The 24,222-nt window shown below is 73.4% G+C and carries 23 protein-coding genes; 10 read left to right on the forward strand and 13 right to left on the reverse strand.

Translation table 11 applies throughout. From position 1 onward, the window contains the following. The first annotated feature begins 111 nt into the window (after positions 1 to 111). Both KUM40_RS25815 and KUM40_RS25820 read left to right on the forward strand, forming a co-directional pair. Positions 112 to 990 (forward strand): alpha/beta fold hydrolase, encoded by an 879-nt coding sequence (locus KUM40_RS25815; protein WP_217168527.1) that lies wholly within the window; start codon positions 112 to 114, stop codon positions 988 to 990. A gap of 103 nt (positions 991 to 1,093) precedes the next feature. Next, complete coding sequence (locus tag KUM40_RS25820) at positions 1,094 to 2,383, forward strand: MFS transporter (protein WP_217168528.1); 1,290 nt, start codon at positions 1,094 to 1,096, stop codon at positions 2,381 to 2,383. A 234-nt stretch (positions 2,384 to 2,617) separates the two neighbouring features. On the opposite strand, the gene KUM40_RS25825 is transcribed toward KUM40_RS25820, so the two are convergent. From KUM40_RS25825 to KUM40_RS25840, 4 genes are all read right to left on the reverse strand, one after another. Further along, on the reverse strand, positions 2,618 to 3,709 hold the full coding sequence (locus KUM40_RS25825; RefSeq protein ID WP_217168529.1) for a hypothetical protein: 1,092 nt from the start codon (positions 3,707 to 3,709) through the stop codon (positions 2,618 to 2,620). A gap of 79 nt (positions 3,710 to 3,788) precedes the next feature. Beyond that, positions 3,789 to 4,217, reverse strand: coding sequence for a VOC family protein (locus KUM40_RS25830; protein ID WP_217168530.1), 429 nt, complete (start codon positions 4,215 to 4,217; stop codon positions 3,789 to 3,791). Between the two features lie 146 nt (positions 4,218 to 4,363). Further along, on the reverse strand, positions 4,364 to 4,786 hold the full coding sequence (locus KUM40_RS25835; protein WP_217168531.1) for a PPOX class F420-dependent oxidoreductase: 423 nt from the start codon (positions 4,784 to 4,786) through the stop codon (positions 4,364 to 4,366). A 99-nt stretch (positions 4,787 to 4,885) separates the two neighbouring features. Further along, a complete protein-coding gene (locus tag KUM40_RS25840) occupies positions 4,886 to 5,776 on the reverse strand; it encodes an NAD(P)-dependent oxidoreductase (protein ID WP_217168532.1) in 891 nt (296 codons plus the stop codon). A 149-nt stretch (positions 5,777 to 5,925) separates the two neighbouring features. On the opposite strand from KUM40_RS25840, the gene KUM40_RS25845 reads away from it, so the two are divergent. Next, on the forward strand, positions 5,926 to 6,390 hold the full coding sequence (locus KUM40_RS25845) for a type II toxin-antitoxin system PemK/MazF family toxin (protein ID WP_217168533.1): 465 nt from the start codon (positions 5,926 to 5,928) through the stop codon (positions 6,388 to 6,390). Here KUM40_RS25845 and KUM40_RS25850 read toward each other — a convergent pair. Next, positions 6,375 to 7,229, reverse strand: coding sequence for a TIGR02452 family protein (locus KUM40_RS25850; RefSeq protein WP_217168534.1), 855 nt, complete (start codon positions 7,227 to 7,229; stop codon positions 6,375 to 6,377). The two genes, KUM40_RS25845 and KUM40_RS25850, sit on opposite strands and share 16 nt — an antisense overlap. A 287-nt stretch (positions 7,230 to 7,516) precedes the next feature. Between KUM40_RS25850 and egtA the strand changes: the two genes are divergently transcribed. Genes egtA through egtD form a run of 4 tightly spaced genes read left to right on the forward strand, consistent with a single transcriptional unit; the run spans position 7,517 to position 11,986 of the window. Next, positions 7,517 to 8,818, forward strand: a complete 1,302-nt coding sequence (egtA, locus tag KUM40_RS25855; RefSeq protein ID WP_217168535.1) for an ergothioneine biosynthesis glutamate--cysteine ligase EgtA — start codon at positions 7,517 to 7,519, stop codon at positions 8,816 to 8,818. Then, positions 8,815 to 10,206 (forward strand): ergothioneine biosynthesis protein EgtB, encoded by a 1,392-nt coding sequence (gene egtB, locus KUM40_RS25860; RefSeq protein WP_254395547.1) that lies wholly within the window; start codon positions 8,815 to 8,817, stop codon positions 10,204 to 10,206. Before egtA ends, egtB begins: the two co-directional genes overlap by 4 nt. Continuing rightward, entirely contained in the window at positions 10,206 to 11,018 is an 813-nt protein-coding gene (gene egtC / locus KUM40_RS25865) for an ergothioneine biosynthesis protein EgtC (protein ID WP_217168536.1), read from the forward strand. Before egtB ends, egtC begins: the two co-directional genes overlap by 1 nt. Continuing rightward, positions 11,015 to 11,986 carry an L-histidine N(alpha)-methyltransferase gene (gene egtD, locus KUM40_RS25870; RefSeq protein ID WP_217168537.1) on the forward strand — a complete coding sequence of 324 codons (972 nt, stop codon included), beginning with the start codon at positions 11,015 to 11,017 and terminating at the stop codon, positions 11,984 to 11,986. Before egtC ends, egtD begins: the two co-directional genes overlap by 4 nt. 102 nt (positions 11,987 to 12,088) lie before the next feature. Here the strand turns inward: egtD and KUM40_RS25875 are convergent, their stop codons facing one another. Then, positions 12,089 to 13,357 carry an extracellular solute-binding protein gene (locus KUM40_RS25875; protein WP_217168538.1) on the reverse strand — a complete coding sequence of 423 codons (1,269 nt, stop codon included), beginning with the start codon at positions 13,355 to 13,357 and terminating at the stop codon, positions 12,089 to 12,091. A 251-nt stretch (positions 13,358 to 13,608) separates the two neighbouring features. Here KUM40_RS25875 and KUM40_RS25880 point away from each other — a divergent pair, with 251 nt between their 5' ends. Continuing rightward, the gene (locus KUM40_RS25880) at positions 13,609 to 13,824 is read left to right on the forward strand and encodes a dodecin (protein ID WP_217168539.1); all 216 of its coding nucleotides are present in this window, start codon (positions 13,609 to 13,611) and stop codon (positions 13,822 to 13,824) included. 78 nt (positions 13,825 to 13,902) lie between these two features. On the opposite strand, the gene KUM40_RS25885 is transcribed toward KUM40_RS25880, so the two are convergent. Then, positions 13,903 to 14,394, reverse strand: coding sequence for a hypothetical protein (locus tag KUM40_RS25885; protein WP_217168540.1), 492 nt, complete (start codon positions 14,392 to 14,394; stop codon positions 13,903 to 13,905). Positions 14,395 to 14,453: 59 nt separating this feature from the next. Here KUM40_RS25885 and KUM40_RS25890 point away from each other — a divergent pair, with 59 nt between their 5' ends. Continuing rightward, entirely contained in the window at positions 14,454 to 15,473 is a 1,020-nt protein-coding gene (locus tag KUM40_RS25890) for an LLM class flavin-dependent oxidoreductase (RefSeq protein WP_217168541.1), read from the forward strand. A gap of 40 nt (positions 15,474 to 15,513) precedes the next feature. Beyond that, on the forward strand, positions 15,514 to 17,859 hold the full coding sequence (locus tag KUM40_RS25895) for an excinuclease ABC subunit UvrA (RefSeq protein ID WP_217168542.1): 2,346 nt from the start codon (positions 15,514 to 15,516) through the stop codon (positions 17,857 to 17,859). A gap of 48 nt (positions 17,860 to 17,907) precedes the next feature. Here the strand turns inward: KUM40_RS25895 and KUM40_RS25900 are convergent, their stop codons facing one another. From KUM40_RS25900 to KUM40_RS25925, 6 genes are all read right to left on the reverse strand, one after another. Further along, a complete protein-coding gene (locus KUM40_RS25900) occupies positions 17,908 to 18,888 on the reverse strand; it encodes a DUF2382 domain-containing protein (RefSeq protein WP_217168543.1) in 981 nt (326 codons plus the stop codon). Between the two features lie 72 nt (positions 18,889 to 18,960). Next, on the reverse strand, positions 18,961 to 19,788 hold the full coding sequence (locus KUM40_RS25905) for a 1-acyl-sn-glycerol-3-phosphate acyltransferase (RefSeq protein WP_217168544.1): 828 nt from the start codon (positions 19,786 to 19,788) through the stop codon (positions 18,961 to 18,963). Beyond that, positions 19,788 to 20,570: a GNAT family N-acetyltransferase gene (locus KUM40_RS25910; protein WP_217168545.1), complete on the reverse strand. Its 783-nt coding sequence runs from the start codon at positions 20,568 to 20,570 to the stop codon at positions 19,788 to 19,790. Before KUM40_RS25910 ends, KUM40_RS25905 begins: the two co-directional genes overlap by 1 nt. A 190-nt stretch (positions 20,571 to 20,760) precedes the next feature. After that, positions 20,761 to 21,510, reverse strand: coding sequence for a succinate dehydrogenase/fumarate reductase iron-sulfur subunit (locus tag KUM40_RS25915; protein WP_217168546.1), 750 nt, complete (start codon positions 21,508 to 21,510; stop codon positions 20,761 to 20,763). After that, positions 21,507 to 23,465 (reverse strand): fumarate reductase/succinate dehydrogenase flavoprotein subunit, encoded by a 1,959-nt coding sequence (locus tag KUM40_RS25920; protein WP_217168547.1) that lies wholly within the window; start codon positions 23,463 to 23,465, stop codon positions 21,507 to 21,509. Before KUM40_RS25920 ends, KUM40_RS25915 begins: the two co-directional genes overlap by 4 nt. 1 nt (position 23,466) lies before the next feature. Continuing rightward, positions 23,467 to 24,138 carry a succinate dehydrogenase gene (locus tag KUM40_RS25925; protein WP_217168606.1) on the reverse strand — a complete coding sequence of 224 codons (672 nt, stop codon included), beginning with the start codon at positions 24,136 to 24,138 and terminating at the stop codon, positions 23,467 to 23,469. Between the last annotated feature and the right edge of the window lie 84 nt (positions 24,139 to 24,222).

Below are 24,222 nucleotides of genomic sequence, written 5' to 3' on the forward strand. Positions count from 1 at the left end.
GCTCACCACGGTACGCGCGGCGACCGGCTGCTGATCGGTTGCTGATTCGCGCGCGGCAGGATCGAAGACGTCACCGCGCACCCGATGTCAGCAGAGAGGCACTGAACAGCCATGGAACCGACCATCCCGGGCTTCACCCACGACCGCGTCACGGTCGCCGACGGCATCGCCCTGCACGTGGCCGTCGGCGGCACCGGCAGCCCCCTCGTGCTGTTGCACGGCTTCCCGCAGACGCATCTGATGTGGCGGCACGTCGCCGCCGACCTCGCGGCCGAGCACACGGTCATCTGCCCCGACCTGCGCGGCTACGGCGCCAGCGACAAGCCCGCCGACCCGGACGGCACCGCGTACGCCAAGCGGGCCATGGCCGCCGACGTGGTCGCCCTGGCCCGTCAGCTCGGGCACGAGCGGTTCGCGCTCGCCGGTCACGACCGGGGCGCGCTCGTCGCGGTGCGCGCCGGGCTCGACCACCCGGACGCGGTGACCCATCTGGCCGCGCTGGACGTGCTGCCGACCCTGGACATGTGGGACGTCCTGCACGGCACGACGGCGGCGGTGGGCTTCCACCTGTATCTGATGGCGCAGCCGCCGGGGCTGCCGGAGCAGTTGATCGGCGCCGCGCCGGACGCGTTCTTCGGTCATTTCCTCGACGCCTGGACCCGGGACCCGGACGCCCTGCCCGCCGGCGTCCGCGCCGCCTATCTGAAGGCGTCCCGCGAGGCGGTGCCGTCCATCGTGGCCGACTACCGGGCCTCGGCCGGCGTCGACGTCGACCACGACCGGGCGGACCGGGACAGCGGCAACCGGCTGCGGATGCCGGTGACCGTCCTCCAGCAGGACTGGGGCGCCGCCCTCGGTTACGACGCCGCCGCGCTGTGGCGGGCGTGGGCCCCGGACCTGCGGCACGAGACCGTCGGCTGTGGGCACTTCATGGCGGAGGAGGCGCCGGGCGAGGTCGCCGGGGCGCTGCGGAAGCTGCTGACGCGGTAGGCCGGGCGCGGCTGTAAGGGCATGCCAGTGGACCGGCGTACAACGGCTGGTTGTTCGTATGGCGCGGGCGGTTGTTTGATCCGCGGGGCCCCGGCTCGCTTGGATGGCGGGCGTGACGGAGACGGGTGCGGTGGAGTCGGGCGTGGTGGGCGGCGGGTCGCTGGGGCGGCGGTTCGGATGGCTGTGGGGCGCGTACGCCGTCAGCACGTTCGGCACGCGGCTGGCCTTCGACGCCTTTCCGTTGATCGCGGTCATGGTGCTGGACGCCGGTCCGGCACAGGTGTCGGCGCTCGCGGCGGCCGGTCTCGCGGTGGGTGCGGTGGTGGCGGTGCCGCTGGGGCCGTGGGTGGAGTTCAGGCGCAAGCGGCCGGTCATGGTCGCGATGGACCTGGTCCGGTGCGCGGTGCTGCTGAGCGTGCCGCTCGCGTACGCGTTCGGCCGACTCGGCTTCGCCCAGCTACTGGTCGTGTCGATCGTGGTCGCCGCGGCCGACATCACGTTCAGGGCCGCCGCCGGTTCCTGTCTCAAGGCGCTGGTGCGGCCGCAGGACCTGCTGGCCGCGAACGGCCGCTTCGAGGCGACGACCTGGACCGCGACCATGCTCGGGCCCCCGGTCGGCGGGGCGGCGATCGGGCTCTTCGGGCCGGTGGTGACGGTGGCGGTCGACGCGGTGAGCTATCTCCTCTCGGCGCTGGGGATCCGCGCGATCGGCGGCGGGGAGCCGCGCCCGCGGCGCCGGCGCGCGGACGCGCCCGGGCAGCGGGCGGGTGACCTGCTGGACGGCTGGCGGTACGTGCTCGCCTCGCCGGATCTGCGTCCGCTGTTCCTCAACACCGTCCTGGTCAACGGACTGATCATGGCGACCGCACCCCTGCTCGCCGTCCTCATGCTGGGTGATCTGGGCTTCGCACCCTGGCAGTACGGTCTCGCGTTCGCGGTGCCGTGCGTGGGCGGGCTGATCGGCTCGCGGCTGGCCCGCCCGCTCGTGGCGCGCTTCGGGGAGCACCGGGTGCTGGTCACCAGCGGGGTGCTGCGCGTGTGCTGGCCCGTCGGGCTGGCCTTCGTCGGGCCCGGCACCCCGGGTCTGGTTCTGGTGATGGTCGTCGAGTTCGGGCTGATCACCTCCGTGGGTGTGTTCAACCCGGTGTACGCCACCCGGCGGCTGGAGTTGACGCCGGCGGACCGGGTCGCGCGCACCCTTTCCGCGTGGACGATCAGCGGGAAGCTGACCACCGCGGGCCTGACCGCGGTGTGGGGCCTGCTGGCGGGCCTCACGGGCACACGTACGGCGGTCGCGCTCGCGGGCGTGCTCATCCTGGCCACCCCGCTGCTGCTCCCCCGCCGACACCACGCACCCGCTCCGGCCCCGGCGGCCCCTGCCGAGGGCCGGTAAGTCCCCACCGGCCCCCGACATCCCACACACCTCCCACCGCGGCGGCCCACCACACACCCCCGGCGCTCCCTCGGGCGAGACAGTCGGCGCCGTGGGCCACCGGACCCGGCGAACCCACACACCCGGTCCGGCCCCGATGGCGCCCCGCCGGGCCCCACCGGCCCCCACATCCCGCGCACCGCCGACCGCGGCGGCACTCCATGCATCCGACTCCCCCGGCCGTCCCGTCGCTCGCTACGGCGAAGGCCACGACGGCGTGCCTCGGCCCAGGTCGGGGAAGTACCGGCGGGCCTCGGCGAAGAGGGCCGGGTAGTCGGTGCCGTGGGCGACCGCGGCGGCGAAGAGGGCGCCGAGTGCGGCACGCAGCGGGTCCACGTCGGCCGCGGCGCACAGTGCGGGCAGGGCCAGGGCCCGGCGCAGCGGGTCGCCGTGGCATCCGTCGGGCGCGGTGAGGGCGGTGCGGTCGTCGGTGAAGAAGCGGTCCCAGGCGCGCCGGGGGTCGTCGAACGGGGCGGGCAGGGGCTCCCCGCGGTCCAGCGCGGCCAGCGCGGGCGCGATCCAGTCGACGCCGTCGAGTCCGGTCTCGGTGAAGGCGCGGCGGGCGGCCCACCGGGCGAGGCTCCGCTGGGTCGCCGGGCACGCCGCGTCGACGGCGTCGAGCAGATCCCGGTCCAGCGGCACGAGCCCGCGTGCCTCGGCACCGGCTTCCCTGACGCGTCTGCTGGGCAGCCGGCCGCCCCAGGAGCGGATCTCGGCGCGCTCCCGCTCGGTCCGCTCCCCGGCTGCGGGCGGCCGCAGGGCGCGGGCGTACCGGTGCCGGCGTGCGGCACTGCGTGAGGTCTGCCGGACGACGAGGTCCGCGGCGGGCGGCGCCGGCCAGAACTGCAGCAGATACTGGCCGACCTGCCCGGCGCCCCGAGCGCCCCGGGCGGCCGGGGCGGACGCGGTGCCCTCACCGCCGTCCATGCCGCGTCCGCAGTAGCGCACCCGGTGGTCGGCGGGCGGCAGGGCCACCTCGCACAGCGCGCCGCGGCCGCAGGGCAGCACCGCCGTCGAGCCGGAGACCGGCCGGAAGGACGCCTCCACCACGTCCTCCCAGCCGCCGTCCAGGGGCGGCGCGACCCCGTGCACCTCGACGGTCAGCCCGACCTTCCCGCTGCTCAGGCCCGTGCACAGGAACAGGCAACCCGGGACGGCCGCGCCGCACAGACCGTTGGTCTGCCCGGCGCAGGCCTCCGACGGCCCCGGCCCCCAGGGCTCCCGGCGGCTGTCCACGTGGAACCGCCCGTGGGCGACCGGCAGTTCACCCCTGTACACCGTTCGCACGGCCCATCCCCCCTCGCCCGCGGCTCTCCGACGCCACCAGTATGCGGAGGGGGTCTGACAACGGCCCCGCGGCGGCCGGTCAGCGGGCCCCGGGCACGTCCTCCGTGACGCCGTTCAACGGCGAGGCCGGGTCACTGCCGTAGGGGCGGGTGAAGGCCTCCATGCCGTGCCCGGACGGGTCGGTGAAGTACACGCCCCGGCCGCCGTCGTTGCGGTTGATCCGGCGCGGGTACCGGCCGTGCGGGTCGGCCTGGATGGGGGTCTCGCCCTCGACGAGACGGGCGAGGACCCCGTCGAAATCGTCCTCGGAGACGAGGAACGCGTAGTGCTGCATGGGGAAGTCGATGTCGACGGTGGCGAAATCGAGCGTGACGCCGTTGGCGGTCGTCACGGGCAGGAACATTCCGGCCGGCTCTCCGACCTCGAGCCCCAGGATCCCGGCGAGGAAATGGGCGGACTTCTCCCGGTCGTGGGAGAGAACGATGGTGTGGTTGAACTCGACTGACACGGGTCAATGCCTCCACGGGCATCTTCGCGGCGCCTCCATGCCTCACCCGGACGGTGACCGACACGCGATGCCGCGCCGGAGATCATACGCCCCCGACCCGCCCCCGACACGGCCCCGGCCCGTCCCTGATCCGCCGGCACCGCACCTCAGCCGGACTGGGAGCTGTCCTTCAGCGCTCCCCAGCCGTGCCAGCGCTCCACCTCGATCCACGCGCTGACCCGGGGACGGACCCGGTCCGGGTACGGGTTGCCCGTGTAGTGGGTGGAGAGCCGGTCGACGCCGGTGAGGTCCTCGTCGTCGCGCATTTCGGCGACCCTGCCGATGAGGGTGACGTGCGTGTACCAGTCGTCGGCCGCGAGGACGGTGAGGGTGACGCGCGGGTCGCGGCGCAGGTGGCCCAGGCGTACGCGGCCCGCGTCGAGGTTGACCAGCACGCGGCCGTCGTCGTCCCACGCGTACCAGGTGGGCGTGGAGACGGGGGCGCCGTCCGAGCGGAGGGTGGCCATGACGCACGGGTTGGGGCGGCGCAGCAGCGCGACGGCCTCGGGCGGCAGCGGCGGCTTGGACATGCGGACTCCTTCGATGGTGGGTGTGTCTCGATGGCGGGTGTGTGCCGAGGCCGGCTCGGCGTTGCGGTCGTCTCGTATCAACCGGTACCCCGGGTGGGCTCAGTCGGACGCCTTGTCGTCGAAACTGGCGAAGTAGGCCGCCGCCATGTCCTCGTCGCCGTGCCCCTGGGCGGCGGCCCGGGCCAGGCGTTCCGCGCCGGCCGCGGCGACGTCGAGACGGACGCCGTTCGCCTCGCCGGCCTCGACGATCAGCCGGGCGTCCTTCTCGGCGGTGGTGACGGCGAACTGGGCCGGCGTCAGCGCGCCGTCGCGGATCATCGCGGCCTTGGCCCGCAGATAGCCCATGTCCAGCGGGCCCCCGGCGATGGCGTCGAAGAAGTGGTCCGGGTCCACGCCCAGCGCCTTGGCGAGCGCCAGGACCTCGCCGACCGCGTTGGTGGTGGCGAGGACCCAACTGTTGGCCACCAGCTTGAGCCGGGTCGCGCTGCCGGCGGCGCCGTCCACGCCGGTCCACACGGTGCGGGAGCCGACGGCGTCGAACACCGGTGCCACCGTGGGCCGCGCGTCGGCGGGCCCGGCGGCCAGCACCAGCAGTCGGCCTGCCTCGGCGGGCTGTCGGGTGCCGAGTACGGGGGCGTCGAAGAAGACGAGTCCGTGCTCGTGGGCGAAGGCGGCCAGGTCGGCGACCGCGTCGACGCCCGCGGTGGTCGACTGCGCCCACACGGTGGCGGGGCCGAGGCCGGGCGCGGCCCGCCGCATGACGTCGAGGGCGACCGGGCCGTCGTACAGCATGGTGAGGACGACGTCGGCGCCCCGTACGGCCTCCTCCGGGCTGTCGGCGACGTGCGCGCCGTCGGTGGCCAGCGGCTCGGCCTTGTCCCGGCTGCGGTTCCAGGCGCGGACGGTGTGTCCGGCGCGGGCGAGGTTGCGGGCCATCGCGGCACCCATGATGCCGGTGCCCAGGACGCTGACGGTGAGCTGGTCGGTCATGACGTCGCCTTCTGACTCGTGCGGTCGGTGGCACGCGCCCCCGGGCAGGGGCGGGGGCCCGGTGATCAGCCTGCCACCGGAACGCGGGCGACGCCGCCCCGACGCGGGTCCTCGCACGGGTGCGCGGGAGCGTCCCGTACGGTACGGCCGTGAGCGCCTTTACCGACGACATCGACAGCAACGGCGAGACCGTCCCCGGACGTTACGGTCCCTCCGCGACCACCGAGGCCGATCCCCGGGAGGTGGGCCGGGTGCGTACCGAGTACGCGCCCGCGCACGACGGGGATCCCGATCCCGGCGAGATCGTCTGGACGTGGGTGCCCTATGAGGAGGCGGACGGCCGGGGCAAGGACCGGCCCGTGCTCGTCGTGGCCCGGGAGGCGGCCGGGACCGTGCTGGCGGTGCAGTTGTCCAGCAAGCGGCACGACGGGGACCGCGAGTGGGTGCCGATCGGGAGCGGGCCCTGGGACCGCTCCGGGCGCGACTCCTGGGTGGACGTGGACCGGGTGCTGCGGCTGCACGACGCCGGTATGCGCCGTGAGGCGTGCGCCCTGGACCGGATGCGCTTCAACCTCGTACGGCAGCGGCTGCGGGAGCGTTACGGCTGGAGCTGAGCGTTACGGCCCGGGTCCTCGGGGAAGGCCCGGTCGAACGCCTGCCGGACGGTGCCGCCCGGTGTGCGGTCCAGGATGCCGAACGCCACTCGGTCGAAGGCGCCGGCGAAGCGTCCGCCGGGCCCGAGCAGCGTCCGGAACGCGCCCGCCACCTGGGCGGGGTCGTTGCGGAACACCCCGCAGCCCCAGGCGCCGAGCACCAGCCGCCGGTACCCGTGGGCCGCGGCCGTCTCCAGCACCCGCTCGGCGCGCGCGGCGAGGGCGGCGGGCAGTTCGGCGGCGCGCTCCGGGGCCGTGCGCAGCACCACCCCGGCGTTGGGCGCGGCGGAGGTGAGGAAGCCGGCCGGGTACGGCTCGTCCAGCAGGCGGCCGCGGTCGTCGCGGAAGACGGGCACGGCGGGCGAGTGGATGACGCGGTCGGTGTAGAACGGATCGCGGTGGGCGCGGTGGTGGTCGTAGAACTCGCGCGCCCGCAGCAGGCAGGTGTACAGGGCCGAGGCCCGGCACAGGGCCTCCTCCTGGGCCTGGGCGCCGTTGAGGTAGCCGCCGCCGGGGTTGCGGGCGGAGGCGAAGTTGAGGACGGCGACCTCGCCGCCGAGGCGGCGGGCGGCCTCCAGGCTGCTCTCGCCGGTGACCTCGAGGACCGTTCGCACCGGGGCGAAGGGTCCTGGCTCGACTGATCCCGGCCCGACGGGTCCCGGCCCGTGCATGCGCGTGGCGTCCCTGGCCCTCTCGATCGCCGCCCCGACCGGCACCTCGCGGCCCTCGGGCGTGCGGTAGACCCCCGCCGTCACGATCTGTTCCGTCTGCTGTGCGATGCCTCGCAGGCGCGCGCTCATGGCGCCACCCCCGTGGGCGTCATGGCCGCGCGCCGCGCGGTCTCCCCCGTCGTGCTCATGCGGGAATCCTGGGTAATGCTGGTGATGCGGTGCAACGGAGTTTCCCGACCGGTGAACGACGGGGAAAGCCCCCGGAAGCGGGTGGGTCGCGGACATTACCGAGCAAGAACGTCCTGATATGCACCCTTGTGCGGAGCCGCACGACGGTCTTGGGTGGGACGAGTGTGCCGACCCGGCCCACCGCAGAAGGGTCGGCGGCCATGGTGGAATCTCAGGAGGATCCCGACATGTCCGATTCGGTTGGTGGCTGCATCCGGCCACGTACCGCTGTCAGTGAGGCCGAGGTCGAGGCGCTGGTCCACGGCATCTGCTTCAAGACCGGTCCCCCGACGCGCCTCGGCGTCGAGGTGGAATGGCTCGTCCACGAGCCGCGCGCGCCGCGGCTCCCCGTATCACCCGAACGGCTCCAGGCGGTGTACACCGCGCTGCGGGCCGTGCCCCTGAGGTCGGCGCTGACCGTCGAGCCGGGCGGCCAACTGGAGCTGAGCTCGCTCCCCGCCGCCTCCTTGACCGAGTGCGTCCGTACCGTCTGCGCCGACCTCGACGCCGTCCGCGCGGTCCTGCGCGAGGACGGTCTCGCCCTCGTCGGCCTCGGCCACGATCCCTGGCACCCGCCGCGCCGCTTCCTGCGGCAGCCGCGCTACGACGCCATGGAGGCCTGTCTCGACCGCACCGGCCCCGGCGGCCGCTTCATGATGTGTACCACCGCCTCCGTGCAGGTGTGCGTGGACGCCGGGCAGGAGGAGCCGGGGCCGCTGGGTCACGTACGCCGCTGGTGGCTGGCCCATCACCTGGGCGCGGTGCTGCTCGCCGCGTTCGCCAACTCCCCGCTGGCCGAGGGACGGCCCACCGGCTGGCGGTCCACCCGGCAACTGCGGTGGACGCAGATCGGTACCGGCCGGGCGGGCGGTCCCCCGCTGGACAGCGACCCGCGCCGCACCTGGGCCCGGCACGTCCTGGACGCCCCGGTGATGTGCGTACGCCGGGACGGCGGTCCCTGGGACGTGCCGGAAGGCCTGACCCTGCGGGAGTGGACCCGGGAGCCGGTGCCGAGGCCGCCGACCCGGGAGGATCTCGACTACCACCTCACCACGCTCTTCCCGCCGGTGCGGCCGCGCGGCCACCTGGAGCTGCGCATGATCGACGCGCAGCCCGGGGACGACGGCTGGATCGTGCCGCTGGCGGTGACGGCGGCGCTGTTCGACGACCCGGAGGCCACCGAGACCGCCTACCGGGCCGTGAAGCCGCTGGCCGAGCGGACACTGGGCCGGCCCGCCCCGCACAATCCGCTGTACGAGGACGCCGCCCGCGACGCCCTCACCGACCCCGAGCTGCGCGAGGCGGCCGTCGCCTGCTTCGGCGCGGCGCTCGCCGCCCTGCCCCGGCTCGGCGCCACGGCCGAGGTCACGGACGCCGTCGCCGGACACCTGGAGCGCTACGTCCTGAGGGGCCGCTGCCCCGCCGACGACCTGCTGGAGACGACGGGCGGCGCCGGCCGTGGCCCGCACGGGAGGGAGACCCGCTCATGACCGACCTCACCGACAACACCGCCGACAACACCGTCGGCAACACCGCAGGCGCCGACGCCGGCGAGGCGGCCGCGGACGCCGAGCGGCTGCGTGAGCGGGCCCTGGCCACGCTCGTCACGGCCCGGGAGCGCACCACCCTGCTGACGAGCTGTGTGGAGGGCCCGGACCTGACCGGCCAGGTGTCGCCGCTGATGTCCCCGCTGGTGTGGGACCTGGCGCACATCGGCAACCAGGAGGAGCAGTGGCTGCTGCGCGCGGTGGGCGGGCAGGAGGCGATACGGCCGGAGATAGACAGCCTGTACGACGCCTTCGAGCATCCCCGCTCCCAGCGGCCCGCCCTGCCGCTGCTGGCGCCGGCCGAGGCCCGCCGGTACGCGGCCGACGTGCGCGGACGGGCCCTGGACGTGCTGGAGAGCACCGCGTTCGACGGGACGCGCGGCGGGACCCGGCTGACCGAGGCGGGCTTCGCCTTCGGAATGATCGCCCAGCATGAGCAGCAGCACGACGAGACGATGCTGATCACGCATCAGCTCCGCCGGGGCCCGCAGGCCCTGACCGCCCCCGATCCGGACCCCGTGCCGCTGTTCACCGGCCCGGCGGAGGTCCTGGTGCCGGGCGGCCCGTTCACGATGGGCACGTCGTCCGAGCCGTGGGCGCTGGACAACGAACGCCCCGCGCACCGGCGGGAGGTGGCGCCGTTCTTCCTCGACACCACACCGGTGACCAATGGCGCCTACCGGGCGTTCATGGACGACGGCGGCTACGAGGACCCGCGCTGGTGGACACCCGAGGGCTGGGACCACATCCGCCGGCACTCCGTCACCGCCCCGCTGTTCTGGCGCCGCGACGGCGGGCAGTGGCTGCGGCGCCGGTTCGGTGTCACCGAGGCGGTGCCGGCCGACGAGCCGGTGGTGCACGTGTGCTGGTACGAGGCCGACGCCTGGGCCCGCTGGGCCGGCCGCCGGCTGCCCACCGAGGCCGAGTGGGAGAAGGCCGCCCGGTACGACCCGGCGGGCGGGCGCGCGACCCGCTACCCGTGGGGCGACGCGGACCCGGGCCCGGAGCACGCCAACCTCGGCCAGCGGCACCTGCGCCCCGCGCCCGCGGGCAGCTACCCGGCCGGGGAGTCGCCGCTCGGCGTACGGCAGTTGATCGGCGACGTCTGGGAGTGGACGTCGAGCGACTTCGCCCCGTACCCGGGCTTCAGGGCGTTCCCGTACAAGGAGTACTCGGAGGTGTTCTTCGGCCCCGAGTACAAGGTGCTGCGCGGCGGTTCCTTCGCCGTGGACGCGGTGGCCTGCCGGGGCACCTTCCGCAACTGGGACTATCCGGTCCGGCGGCAGATCTTCTCCGGGTTCCGCACCGCACGGTCGGCGGAGGTCGCCTGATGTGCCGTCACCTGGCCTATGTGGGACCGCCACAGACGCTCGGGCGGCTCCTCGTGACGCCGCCGCACGGCCTGTACCGCCAGTCCTGGGCGCCCCGGCACCAGCGGTACGGCACGGTCAACGCCGACGGGTTCGGCGTCGGCTGGTACGCCGAGGGCGACCCGGTACCGGCCCGTTACCGCCGGGCCGGGCCGATCTGGGCGGACCAGTCCTTCGCCGACCTGGCCCGGGTCGTGCGCACCGGCGCCCTGCTCGCCGCCGTACGGGACGCGACGCTCTCGGGCGCCGACGCGGAGGCCGCGGCGGCGCCGTTCGCCACGGGGGCCTGGCTGTTCAGCCACAACGGCGCGGTGGCCGGCTGGCCCGGGTCGCTCGCGTCGGTGGCGGCGACGCTGCCGCCCGAGGACCTGCTCTCGCTGGAGGCCCGCAACGACTCGGCGCTCGTGTGGGCGCTGGTGCTTGCCCGGCTCCGCGCCGGCGACGACGCGGGCCGGGCGCTGGCCGAGACGGCGGTGGAGGTCGCCGCGGCGGCCCCCGCCTCCCGGCTCAACCTGCTGCTCACCAGCGGCGCCACCATCACCGCCACCACCTGGGGCGACACCCTGTGGTACCTCTCCCGTCCGGACGGCGGCACGGTCGTCGCCTCGGAGCCCTACGACGACGACCCGCGCTGGCAGGAGGTCCCCGACCGCACCCTGCTCGCGGCGAGCGGCACGGACGTGCAGCTCACCCCGCTCAAGGACCCGGGCACCACCGCCCCGGGGCCCGGTCCGACCGACGCTTTCGTCTCGCCGAAGGAGACCCGCACGTGAGCCCATTCCGCCTGACCCGGACGCTGCCCGAGGACGCCACGGACGCCGCCCTGCGCGCCGACGTCCTGGCGGGCCTGACGGACACGCCCAAGTGGCTGCCGCCGAAGTGGTTCTACGACGCGCGGGGCAGCGAGCTGTTCGAGGCGATCACCGCGCTGCCCGAGTACTACCCGACCCGGGCCGAGCGGGAGATCCTCGTCGACCGGGCCGGCGAGATCGCGGCGGCGACCGGGGCCCGGACGCTGGTGGAGCTGGGCTCCGGCTCCTCGGAGAAGACGCGCGTCCTGCTCGACGCGCTGACCGGGCTGACGGGGCTCACCGGCTATGTGCCGGTCGACGTCAGCGAGAGCGCCCTGACCCAGGCCGGGCAGGCGCTCGTCGCCGAGCGGCCAGACCTCCAGGTGCACGCGCTGATCGCCGACTTCACCGGGGGGCTGACGCTGCCCGACACGCCGGGGCCCCGGCTGGTGGCGTTCCTCGGCGGCACCATCGGCAACCTACTGCCCGAGGAGCGCGCCGCGTTCCTGACCGCCGTCCGCGCCCTGCTCGCCCCGGGCGACGCCCTGCTGCTGGGCACGGACCTGGTCAAGGACGAGGGGGTGCTGGTCCGGGCGTACGACGACGCGGCCGGGGTGACGGGCGAGTTCAACAAGAACGTGCTGTCCGTGCTGAACCGTGAGCTGGAGGCCGACTTCGAGCCCGCGGCCTTCGAGCACGTGGCGCGGTGGAACGCCGAACGGGAGTGGATCGAGATGCGGCTGCGCTCGCGCACCGCGCAGACGGTCAAGGTCCAGGCGCTCGACCTGGCCGTGGACTTCGCGGACGGGGAGGAGTTGCGTACCGAGGTGTCCGCGAAGTTCCGGCGGGAGGGCGTACGGGCCGAACTGGGGGCGGCCGGACTGGACCTGACCCACTGGTGGACGGACGGCGAGGCCCGTTTCGCACTGTCGCTGAGCGTGGCGCGCTGAGCGAGGCGGGCTGAGCGTGGCGCACTGAGCGAGGCGGGCTGAGCCATGGGGCGCTCAGCGAGGCGCGCCGAAGACGGCGCGCCGGGCCCGGGCCTCGGGTGGTCAGCGCGCGTTGACGTCCAGCAGTTCGGTGATGCGGTCGGAGGCCCGTTGGGCCTCCGACTCCGCGTCCGCCCCGGTGAGCACCTTCGTCATGTACTCCTTGATCGGGTTGTCGGCCTCGACCGCGGCCCACCGCGGCGTACCGGGGGTCGCGCGGCCCTGTGCGGCGCCGGCCGCCATGGCTTCGCTCCCCTCGTCGCCCGCGACCGCCTTGGCGAGCGACTTCTTGTTGGGGACGTAGTTCATGGTGCGGGCCAGGTCGGTGTTCCACTTGGTGCCCACGAGCGCCTCGACCACGGCGAGCGCACCGTCCCGTTGGTCGGTGTTCTTCGGGACGACGAGGTCCGAGCCGCCGGTGAAGACGGCGCCGGGCTTGTCGGCGCTCTTGCCGGGCACGGGGAAGAAGCCGAGTTCGCCCTTGAGTTCGGGGTTCTCGTCCACGATGGACTGGGCGAGGCCCGGCACCGCGACGATCTGCGCGACCTCTCCGTTCGCGAACACCCCGGACTGCGGCGGGTGTTCCTCGTCGGCGTCGAGCGGGCCGTCGCCCAGGGCCTGGAGCTCGCGGTAGAAGTCCATGCCGCGCAGGGCCGCCTCGGAGTCCAGGGCGCCCGTCCAGGTGCCGCCCTCGCCGTCCTGGGTGGCCAGCTCGCCGCCCTCGTCCCAGATGAAGCCGGAGAGCGTGTACCAGTCCTGTCCGGCCAGGTAGATGCCCTGGTCGCCGCCCTTGTCCAGTTTCTTCGTGGCGGTGAGCCACTCCTCGCGGGTGCGGGGCGGCTCCTTGACGCCGGCCTGCTCGAAGAGATCCTTGCGGTAGATGACCACGCGGTTGGCGGCGTACCAGGGGATGCCGAACTGCTGGGACATCCACTGCCCGGGTTCGGCGAGGCCCGGCAGCCAGTCGCGGATGCCCCAGTCGCGCATCGACTCCAGCGTCAGGTCCTGGAGCCGGCCGCCCTCCGCGTACTGTGGGACCTGTGTGTTGCCGACCTCGATGACGTCGGGTCCGTCCGTGCCGTCGGCCTTCAGCGCACTCTGCACCTTGTCGCCGATTCCGGTCCACTCCTGGATGCGGATGTCCAGGTCGAGGTCGGGATGGTCGGCCTCGAAGCCCTCGGTGAACCGCTTCAGGAAGTCCTGCGAGGCGCTGTCCTTCATCAGCCACAGGGTGACGGTGCTTCGCTCGCCCCCGCCGTCCTGCGAGATGAGGCCGCAGCCGCTGACCAGGGAGGCGGACACACAGACAAGGGCGAGGAGGCGACGTCTCACGAGGGGTCCTTCTGACTGACGAACAGAGGGTGGAGGCAGGAGTGTCCTGCGCACGCGAAGGGAGACCCGACGTGGGGGGACGAGCCCGAGGCTCGAACGGGTGTATGGGATTTTGGTATGTACCAATGAGAAGGTCAAGGGGGTGACGGACGGTTGCCCCCCGGAGGGCCGATGCCTCGCGCTCCGTCCCGACTTGGGGCACGGTGGAGTGACGCACGACACACCGCTGCCCCGCGGAAGGGAGCGCCCGCATGTCGAACCACACCTACCGCGTCACCGAGGTCGTCGGCACCTCGCCCGACGGTGTCGACCAGGCCGTCAGCAACGCCATCACCCGCGCCTCGCGGACCCTGCGCAACCTGGACTGGTTCGAGGTGACCCAGGTGCGCGGCCAGATCGAGGAAGGCGAGGTCGCGCACTGGCAGGTCGGTCTGAAGCTCGGCTTCCGCCTGGAGGAGTCGGACTGACGCCCCCACCTCCCTCCAGTGCGGCCTCCCTCCAGTGCGGCCTCCCTCCAGTGCCGCCTCCCTCAGGTACGACCTCCCTCAGGTACGGCCCTCGCGCTCCTGCGCCGCGCGCAGCTCGGCCGACCGGGCCGCCCAGCGCGCCCTCAGGACGGTGAATCCGGCACGTTCGGCGTCGTCGCAGACCAGCTCGTCGTCGTCCACCAGGACCCGTACCTCGCGGGTGCGCGCGAGGCGCCGCAGGATCTCCAGCTTGGTGCGCCGGGCGGGCCTGCGGTCCGCGTTGCCGCGCATGTGCACGGCTCCTTCCGGCAGGCCGTGGGCGGCCAGCCAGTCGAGGGTGTCGCGGCGGCAGCGCTCGGGCCGTCCGGTCAGATAGACGATCTCGCACTCCTCGGCGCTCTCCCGCACCAGCGCCACGCCTTCCACGAACGGCGGATCGTGCGGCGCGGCGGCGAAGAAGGCGTCCCAGTGACGCGGCCGGCGCTCCAGGAACCGCTGCCGGTGCGCGGTGTCGGCGAGGGTGTTGTCCAGGTCGAACACGGCCACCGGGGGCCTGCTGCTGTCGCTCACCCGCCCACCCTAGAACGCGGTCCCGGGAATCTGTGCGGCGTGCGGGCGTTGAACCCCATGTGACCTCACCCCTCGCCACCACCCGCTTCTCCGTCCTCGACCGCTCCCGCATCCGCTCGGGCCGCAGCGCCGGGGAGGCGCTGCGCGGCACCGTGGAGCTGGCGCGGGAGGCGGAGCGGCTCGGCTACCACCGGTTCTGGGTGGCGGAGCACCACGGCGTGCCCGGGGTGGCCGGATCGGCGCCGACCGTGCTGGCGGCCGCCGTGGCCGGTGCCACGAGCCGCATCCGCGTCGGCACCGGGGGCGTGATGCTGCCCAACCACCGGCCGCTGGTCGTCGCCGAGCAGTTCGGCGTGCTGGAGTCGCTCTTCCCCGGCCGGATCGACATGGGGCTCGGCCGCTCGGTGGGCTTCACCGACGGCGTACGCAGGGCGCTGGGCCGGGACAAGGACGACGCCGACGACTTCGACGCCCAACTGGCGGAGCTGCTCGGCTGGTTCCGGGGCACCTCGGCCACCGGCGCGCACGCGCGCCCCGCGGAGGGGCTGACCGTCCCGCCGTTCGTGCTGGCCATGGGCGAGGGCGCGGCCGTCGCCGCCCGCGCGGGCCTGCCGATGGTCATCGGGGACCTGCGCGACCGGGACCGGATGCGCCGCGGCATCGACCGCTACCGCGCCGGGTTCCGCCCCTCCCGGTGGAGCGCGGAGCCGTACGTCGTCGTCTCCGGCACCGTCGCGGTGGCCGGTACGCCCGAGGAGGCCCGGCGGCTGCTGGTCCCGGAGGCGTGGTCCATGGCCCAAGCCCGCACCCGCGGGGCCTTCCCTCCCCTGCCCCCGGCCGAGGAGGTCGGGGCCCGGACGATGACCGTCAAGGAACGCGACCTGTACGAGGGCGGTCTCAGCGGCCACATCGCCGGTACGGAGGAGCAGGTCGCCGACGCGCTGGAGACGCTCGTGAAGGAGACGGGCGCACAGGAGGTCCTGGTCACCACCAGCACGTACGACCGCGCCGCGCTGCTCGACTCCTACCGGCGGCTCGCCCGCGTCACCGGTACGGGGCCGCTCGGCGCCCCGGCGTAGAATCGCGGGGTTTGTCCCACCCACCGTACGGAGCCCCGCGATGCACAGCCCCCACGCCCCGTACGTCCGGGTGCGCGACGCCCGCGAGCACAACCTCAAGGGCGTGGACGTGGACGTCCCCCGGGACGTGGTCGCCGTGTTCACCGGTGTGTCCGGCTCCGGGAAGTCCTCGCTGGCCTTCGGGACGGTCTACGCGGAGGCGCAGCGGCGCTACTTCGAGTCGGTCGCGCCGTACGCCCGGCGGCTCATCCACCAGGTCGGCGCCCCGAAGGTCGGCGAGATCACCGGGCTGCCGCCCGCCGTGTCGCTGCAGCAGCGCCGGGCGGCTCCGACGTCCCGCTCCTCGGTGGGGACGGTCACCAACCTCTCCAACTCCCTGCGGATGCTCTTCTCCCGCGCCGGCGACTACCCGCCGGGCGCCGAGCGGCTCGACTCGGACGCCTTCTCGCCGAACACGGCGGTCGGGGCGTGCCCCGAGTGCCACGGGCTGGGCCGGGTGCACCGCACGACCGAGGAACTGCTGGTCCCGGATCCGTCCCTGTCGGTCCGGGACGGCGCGATCGCCGCGTGGCCGGGCGCCTGGCAGGGCAAGAACCTGCGGGACGTCCTCGACGCGCTCGGGTACGACGTGGACCGGCCGTGGCGCGAGCTGCCCGCCGAGCAGCGGGAGTGGGTCCTGTTCACCGACGAGCAGCCGGTGGTCACGGTGCACCCGGTGCGGGACGCGGGCCGCATCCAGCGGCCGTACCGGGGCACGTACATGAGCGCCCGCCGCTATGTGATGAAGACCTTCTCGGACTCGAAGAGCGCCACGCTGCGGGCGAAGGCGGAGCGCTTCCTCGCCAGTGCCCCGTGCCCGGTGTGCGGCGGCGGCAGGTTGCGGGCCGAGGCCCTGGCGGTGACCGTCGGCGGCCGCACCGTCGCCGAGCTGGCCGCACTGCCGCTGACCGAGCTCGCCGGGCTGCTGCCGACCGACGGCGAGACGGCCAAGGTGCTCACAGGTGACCTCACCTCCCGCATCGCGCCCGTCGTCGAGCTGGGGCTCGGCTATCTCAGCCTCGACCGCGCGACCCCGACCCTGTCGGCGGGCGAGTTGCAGCGGCTGCGGCTGGCGACGCAACTGCGCTCCGGCCTGTTCGGGGTCGTGTACGTCCTCGACGAGCCCTCGGCGGGCCTGCACCCGGCGGACACCGAGGCGCTGCTGACGGTGCTGGAGCGGCTGAAGACGGCCGGCAACTCGGTGTTCGTGGTCGAGCACCACCTCGGCGTGATGCGCGGCGCCGACTGGATCGTGGACGTCGGTCCGCGGGCGGGCGAGCACGGCGGGCGGGTGCTGTACAGCGGTCCGGTCGACGGCCTGGCCGGGGTCGGGGACTCGGCGACGGCCCGGCACCTCTTCGACCGCGCCCCCGCCCCCGTACGGGAGGCACGCGCCGCGCGGGGCACCGTGACGGTCGGTCCGGTCACCCGGCACAACCTGCGCGGGGTGAGGGCGCGGTTCCCGCTCGGGGTGCTCACCGCGGTGACGGGCGTCTCCGGCTCCGGGAAGTCGACGCTCGTCGGTGAGATCACCGAGGACCTTCCGGGCGTGGGCCGGCTGATCTCCGTGGACCAGCGGCCGATCGGGCGCACCCCGCGCTCCAACCTGGCCACGTACACGGGGCTGTTCGACGTCGTACGCAAGGTCTTCGCGGCCACCGGGCAGGCGCGCGAACGGGGTTACGGCGTGGGCCGGTTCTCCTTCAACGTGCCGGAAGGGCGCTGCGAGACCTGCCAGGGCGAGGGCTTCGTCAGCGTCGAGCTGCTGTTCCTGCCGAGCACGTACGCGCCGTGCCCGGACTGCGGCGGGGCGCGCTACAACCCGGCGACGCTCGAAGTGACGTACCGGGGACGGAACATCGCCGAGGTGCTGGACCTGACGGTGGAGGACGCGGCGGAGTTCTTCGCGGACACGCCCGCGGTGGCGCGCAGCCTGGCCGCGCTGCTGGACGTCGGTCTCGGCTATCTGCGTCTGGGCCAGCCGGCGACGGAGCTGTCCGGCGGGGAGGCGCAGCGCATCAAGCTGGCGAGCGAGCTGCAGCGGGGGCGCCGCGGTCACACCCTGTATCTGCTCGACGAGCCGACGACCGGTCTGCACCCGGCCGACGTGGAGGTGCTGATGCGCCAGTTGCACGGTCTGGTCGACGCCGGTCACACGGTGGTGGTCGTCGAGCACGACATGACCGTGGTGGCGGGCGCCGACCACGTGATCGACCTGGGTCCGGGCGGCGGCGACGCCGGGGGCCGGGTCGTCGCCGCGGGGTCTCCGGCAGAGGTGGCGCGGGCCGGCGGGAGTGCCACCGCACGGTATCTGGCCCGGGCCCTGGACGGCGGGACGCGCCGGTGAAGCCGGTTCACCGGCGCACGCGAGGTCCCGCGCGACGGCGGGGGACGGTCACTCGCGGCCCCGACGGGTCTCGTCCTCGGTGAAGGACTCGGTCTCGGCCTCGATGCGTTCCTTGCGGACCTGGCCGCGTACCGTCTCGTTCTCGGTGTGCTCCTCCGTGGTCATCCGGACGCGCTCCACCGGCACCGTCTCGGTCTCCACGACGGGGCGTTCCGCGTGCAGCGTGACCTCGTGCTCGGCCTCGCTGATCTCCGGCCCTGCCATCGCCTCGTCACGGTTGGCCTCCGTGATGGGCTCGCGCACCACCCGCACTTCCTCGTGGGTCACCGGAACGGACTGCTGCACTTCTTCCGTGACCACGTACTTGTGCAGCCTGGCGCGGCCCGACTCGTGCCGTTCGACGCCGATGTGCAGTTGCTCCTCGGAGCGGGTCATGTACTCGTCGCCGCGCATGCCCTCGCGGTCCATGGCGTCCTGACGGCCGGTCTTGCCGCCCGCCGTACCGGCCATGCCCGCGGCTCCGGCTCCGGCTCCGGTTCCGGTCCCGGCCTCGCCCTTCGTGCCGGCGGCTCCCGCGACTCCCGCGGCTCCCGCGGCTCCCGCGGCACCGGCGGCGCCTGCCGCCCCTGCGGCTCCCGCCGCACCGGCCGGGCCCGGTCCGGCCGCCCAGCGGCCGTCGTCGGTGCGCTCGGCCTCGGACAGCACGCTGTCGAAGTTGATGCCGTAGTAGTCGTAGAGCCGGTGCTCCTCGGTCTCCGACAGATGGCCGCCCGCGTCGACGTCGACATTGGGCGCGCCCTTGATGTGGTCCTTGCGGTAGGGAACCTCGAGGTGGTCCTGCACCAGCGCGGCGTCACGAATGGGTATGAAGGACTCGCTCGAGCCGAACATGCCCGTCTTGACGCTCACCCACTCGGGGCGCCCGGTCATGTCGTCGAAGAAGACATGCTTGGCGTCGCCGATCTTGTTGCCGTCCCCGTCATAGACCGGTTGGTCCAGGACGTTGGCGATCTCTTCACGGGTGATCATCTGCCATCACCCTCCTTCCGGAGTGCCTGCCTTCCGGATGTCCGTATCAGCGGTACGGAAACTGCGCATACGTCACAAAACGCACATACTTTTCGAAGGTGCTTTCCCGTGGTGGCCGTGCGGGTGGTGACCGGCGGCCTCGGCGAGCGAACGGCGGTCAGGATGGCGGCCCGGCGGGACGGCGGGGCACACTTCCACCTCCGCGGTCAGCGCGCGTGCCGACGCCACCCGCCACAGGGAGGCCGGCAGGGTGTCCGCGCCGACGAACGCGGGGGCCGTGCTCACCGCCGCCGGCTCCCCGGCCCGGTAGCGGATACGGACCGGCTGGACCGGCACTCCGGCGTCCAGGGCGGCCTGGAAGACGGCGCGGCGGAAGGAGCCCCGGGCGCGTCCGCACCACGTGCTGCCCTCGGGAAAGGCGGTGACGGCGGCGCCCGCGCGCAGGGCCCGCGCGATCACCGCGACCGTGTCCGGCAGGGCCCGCAGCCGGTCCCGTTCGATGAACAGCACCCCGCCGCGGGCGGCCAGGGCGCCCGCCACCGGCCAGCGCCGGATCTCGCTCTTGGCCAGCATCCTGGCGGGGCGCACCGCGGCGAGCAGCGGGATGTCGAGCCAGGAGACGTGGTTGGCGACGAGGAGCAGCCCGCCCGCGGGCGCGGCGGAGCCCGTGACGCGGACCCGGACGCCGGCGGACCGTACGATCCACCGGCACCAGCGCCGCACCAGGGCGTCGGGGACGCTCCTGCGGCCGAGCGGCGTGAGCACGACCGCGATCCCGGCGAGGAGCAGGACGGCGACCGCCGTCAGCCGCAGCACGGCGCGCGGGGCGGCCACCGCGGCCCGGACCGGCTCCACGCAGGCCCCGGGAGTACAGGGGGCGACGGGCAGCCAGCCGCTCATCAGGCCGGGACCAGGGAGAGGAAGTGCCGCAGATAGCGCGGGTCGACGCGGCTCATCGGCAGCAGCACGTACAGGTCCGCGACGCCGAAGTCCACGTCGTGCGCGGGTTCCCCGCAGACCCAGGCGCCGAGCCGGAGGTAGCCGCGCAGCAGCGCCGGCAGTTCGGTGCGGCCGACGGGCGGCGCGGCGGGAGCCGCGGCGCGCGGGATCCACGGGAGCAGCGGCCGTACCCGGTACTCCTCGGGCGCCAGGTGCCTGGCCCGCACCCGGTCCCAGGTGCCGGCCGCGAGGGCTCCGCCGTCGGCGAGCGGCAGCGAGCAGCAGCCCGCCAGCCACTCGTGCCCGCGGTCGGTCATGTACCGGGCTATGCCGGCCCAGATGAGGCCGATGACGGCACCGTCGCGGTGGTCCGGGTGCACGCAGGACCGGCCGACCTCGACCAGGGCGGACCGGATCCCGTCCAGCGCCGCGAGATCGAACTCGTTCTCCGCGTACAGCCGCCCGGCGACCGCCGCGCGCTCCGGCGGCAGCAGCCGGTAGGTCCCGACGACCTGCCCGGTCGTCTCCTCGCGCACGAGCAGATGGTCGCAGTACGCGTCGAAGGGGTCGACGTCGTGCCCGGGCTGCGGGCTCGCCAGCAGCGCGCCCATCTCCCCGGCGAAGACGTCGTGCCGCAGCCGCTGCGCGGCCCGCACGTCGTCCTCGTCGCGGGCGAGGGTGACGGTGTAGCGGTGGGGCGCGGTGGGCTTCGGCGGGCGGTCTGCGGTCAGTACGCCGGTCATGGGTGCTCTCCTGGTCGTGGGGACGGCTCCGCCACAGTTCTTCCGACGCCGGCTGTACTGCGCGTGACGACTGCCGGGAGCGCGGATGTGCGCTTCCTGAATGCCGGGCGCCCGCATGCGAAACGGGGCCGGGAGGAGCACCTCTCCCGGCCCCGTCCGTCCGCACCTGTCGGCGAACGTCCTGTGGGGGCTACTTCTTCGCCACCTTGCGCGTGGCCCGCAGCCACTCCTTGTTCATGCTGGTGATGGACACCAGCGGGATGCCCTTGGGGCAGGCCGTGGCGCACTCGCCGGTGAGCGTGCAGCCGCCGAAGCCCTCGTCGTCCATCTGCGCCACCATGTCGAGGACCCGCGTCTCGCGCTCGGGCGCGCCCTGCGGCAGGACGCCCAGGTGGTTCACCTTCGCGGACGTGAAGAGCATCGCCGCCCCGTTCGGGCAGGCCGCCACGCACGCGCCGCAGCCGATGCACTCCGCGTGCTCGAAGGCGAGGTCCGCGTCCGGCTTGGGCACCGGCGTGGCGTGGGCTTCCGGCGCGGCGCCGGTCGGCGCGGTGATGTAGCCGCCGGCCTGGATGATCCGGTCGAAGGCCGAACGGTCGACGACCAGGTCCTTCACGACCGGGAAGGCGGAGGCCCGCCACGGCTCGATGTCGATCGTGTCGCCGTCCTGGAAGGACCGCATGTGCAGTTGGCAGGCGGTGGTGCGTTCGGGGCCGTGGGCGTCGCCGTTGATGACCAGCGAGCAGGCGCCGCAGATGCCCTCGCGGCAGTCGTGGTCGAAGGCGACGGGGTCCTCGCCCGTGAGGATGAGTTCCTCGTTGAGGGTGTCGAGCATCTCGAGGAAGGACATGTCCCGCGAGATCCCGTCCACCTCGTAGGTGGACATGGCGCCGTCGGCGTCGGCGTTCTTCTGCCGCCAGACGCGCAGGGTGAGCTTCATGCGTAGCTCCGCTGAGTGGGGTGGACGTACTCGAAGACCAGGTCTTCCTTGTGCAGGGCGGGAGCCTCGCCGGTGCCGGTGAACTCCCAGGCGGCGGAGTATCCGAACTCCTCGTCCCTGCGGGCCGCCTCGCCGTCGGGGGTCTGGGACTCCTCGCGGAAGTGGCCGCCGCAGGACTCGGCCCGGTGCAGCGCGTCGAGGCACATCAGCTCGGCCAGCTCCAGGTAGTCGACGACGCGGTTGGCCTTCTCCAGCGACTGGTTGAACTCCTCGCCGGTGCCGGGGACCTTGATGCGCCGCCAGAACTCCTCGCGGATCTGCGGGATGCGCTCCAGGGCCTTGCGCAGACCGGAGTCGGTGCGGGCCATGCCGCAGAACTCCCACATCAGTTCGCCGAGTTCCCGATGGAAGGAGTCGGGGGTGCGGTCGCCGTCGACGGACAGGAGCAGGTTCAGCCGGTCCTCGGTCTCGGCCAGCACCTCCTGCACCGCCGGGTGGCCCTCGTCGACCGCGTCGCCCTCGCCACCCAGGGGGTTGCGGGCGAGGTAGTCGTTGATGGTGGCCGGCAGCACGAAGTAGCCGTCGGCCAGGCCCTGCATCAGCGCGGAGGCGCCGAGCCGGTTGGCGCCGTGGTCGGAGAAGTTGGCCTCGCCGATCGCGAACAGGCCGGGGACGGTGGTCTGGAGGTCGTAGTCGACCCACAGCCCGCCCATCGTGTAGTGCACGGCGGGGTAGATCCGCATCGGTACCTTGTACGGGTCCTCGTCGGTGATCCGCTGGTACATGTCGAAGAGGTTGCCGTACTTGGCCTCGACCGCCTTGCGCCCCATGCGCTTGATGGCGTCGGCGAAGTCCAGGTAGACGCCCTGGCCGCCGGGGCCCACTCCCCTGCCCTCGTCGCAGACGTTCTTCGCGGCGCGGGAGGCGATGTCGCGGGGGACGAGGTTGCCGTACGACGGGTAGACGCGCTCCAGGTAGTAGTCGCGCTCGTCCTCAGGGATCTTGTTCGCGGGCCGGTCGTCGCCCTTGGCCTTCGGCACCCAGATGCGGCCGTCGTTGCGCAGCGACTCGCTCATCAGCGTCAGCTTGGACTGGTGGTCGCCGGTGCGCGGGATGCAGGTCGGGTGGATCTGTGTGAAGCAGGGGTTGGCGAAGTAGGCGCCGCGCCGGTGTGCCCGCCAGACGGCGGTCGCGTTGGAGTTCATGGCGTTGGTCGACAGGTAGAAGACGTTGCCGTACCCGCCGCTCGCCAGGACCACGGCGTCCGCGAAGTAGGTGTCGATCTTCCCGGTGATCAGGTCCCGGGCGACGATGCCGCGGGCCCGGCCGTCGACGACGATCAGGTCGAGCATCTCGGTGCGCGGGTGCATCTCGATGTTTCCGGCCGCGATCTGCCTGCTGAGGGCCTGGTAGGCGCCGAGCAGCAGTTGCTGGCCCGTCTGGCCGCGGGCGTAGAACGTACGGGAGACCTGGACGCCGCCGAAGGAGCGGGTGTCGAGCAGACCGCCGTACTCGCGGGCGAAGGGCACGCCCTGGGCCACGCACTGGTCGATGATCTCGACGGAGATCTGCGCGAGCCGGTGCACGTTGGACTCGCGGGAGCGGAAGTCGCCGCCCTTGACGGTGTCGTAGAACAGGCGGTGGATCGAGTCGCCGTCGTTGCGGTAGTTCTTCGCCGCGTTGATGCCGCCCTGCGCGGCGATGGAGTGGGCGCGGCGCGGGGAGTCCTGGTAGCAGAACTGGACGACGTGGTAGCCCTGTTCGGCGAGGGTCGCGCCGGCCGAGCCGCCCGCGAGGCCGGTGCCGACGACGATGACGGTCTTGCCGCGCCGGTTGGCGGGGTTGACCAGCTTCGCCTCGAAACGGCGCGTGTCCCAGCGCTCGTTGACCGGTCCGGCCGGGGCCTTGGTGTCGGTGACCGGCTCACCGGTCGGGTAGTCGGCGTAGGTTGTCATGTCAGCTCACCACTTTGGTCATGACGCCCACGGGTACGGCGACGAAGCCGATCGTGAGCAGCAGCGCGAGGACGTTCGCGGTCGTCTTCAGGGCGCGGTCGCGGGTACGGCTGCCGGCGCCGAGGGTCTGGGCGGCGCTCCAGAAGCCGTGCTGGATGTGCAGGCCGAGGGCGAGCATCGCGACGATGTAGATGACGTTGCCGTACCAGGTGGAGAAGGTGTCCACGACGTTCTGGTAGGGCTTGCCGGTCTCGAAGCCGCCGGTGTGCACGGTGCCGGTGGTCAGGTCCAGGACGTGCCACACGATGAACAGGCCGAGGATGATCCCGCCCCAGCGCATGGTGCGCGTCGCGTAGCTGGAGCGCGCCTTCTTGTGCACGTACTTGCTGGGCCGCGCCCTGTTGCCGCGGCGGCTGAGCTGGTACGCGGAGACGGCGTGGGCGACGACGGCGACGACCAGCACGACGCGGATCAGCCAAAGCGTCCACTCGTAGTGCATGAACGGTTCGCCGACCGTGCGCAGCCAGTGCGCGTAGTGGTTGAACTCCTCGACCCCGAAGTAGATCTTCAGGTTCCCGATCATGTGGGCGACCAGGTAGAGCAGCATGACGAGACCGCTGACCGCCATCACTGTCTTCTTGCCGACGGTCGAGTCCCACACGGTGCGTGCCAGGGACGGCCGTCGGTCCGTCCGCGTTGCCAGAGCCATGTCACAGGACGCTACGGGGCCGAGGCCCCATCGGTCCAAGACATGGAA

Origin of the sequence: Streptomyces sp. AC512_CC834, from assembly GCF_019049325.1 — a bacterium.
GTDB lineage: Bacteria > Actinomycetota > Actinomycetes > Streptomycetales > Streptomycetaceae > Streptomyces.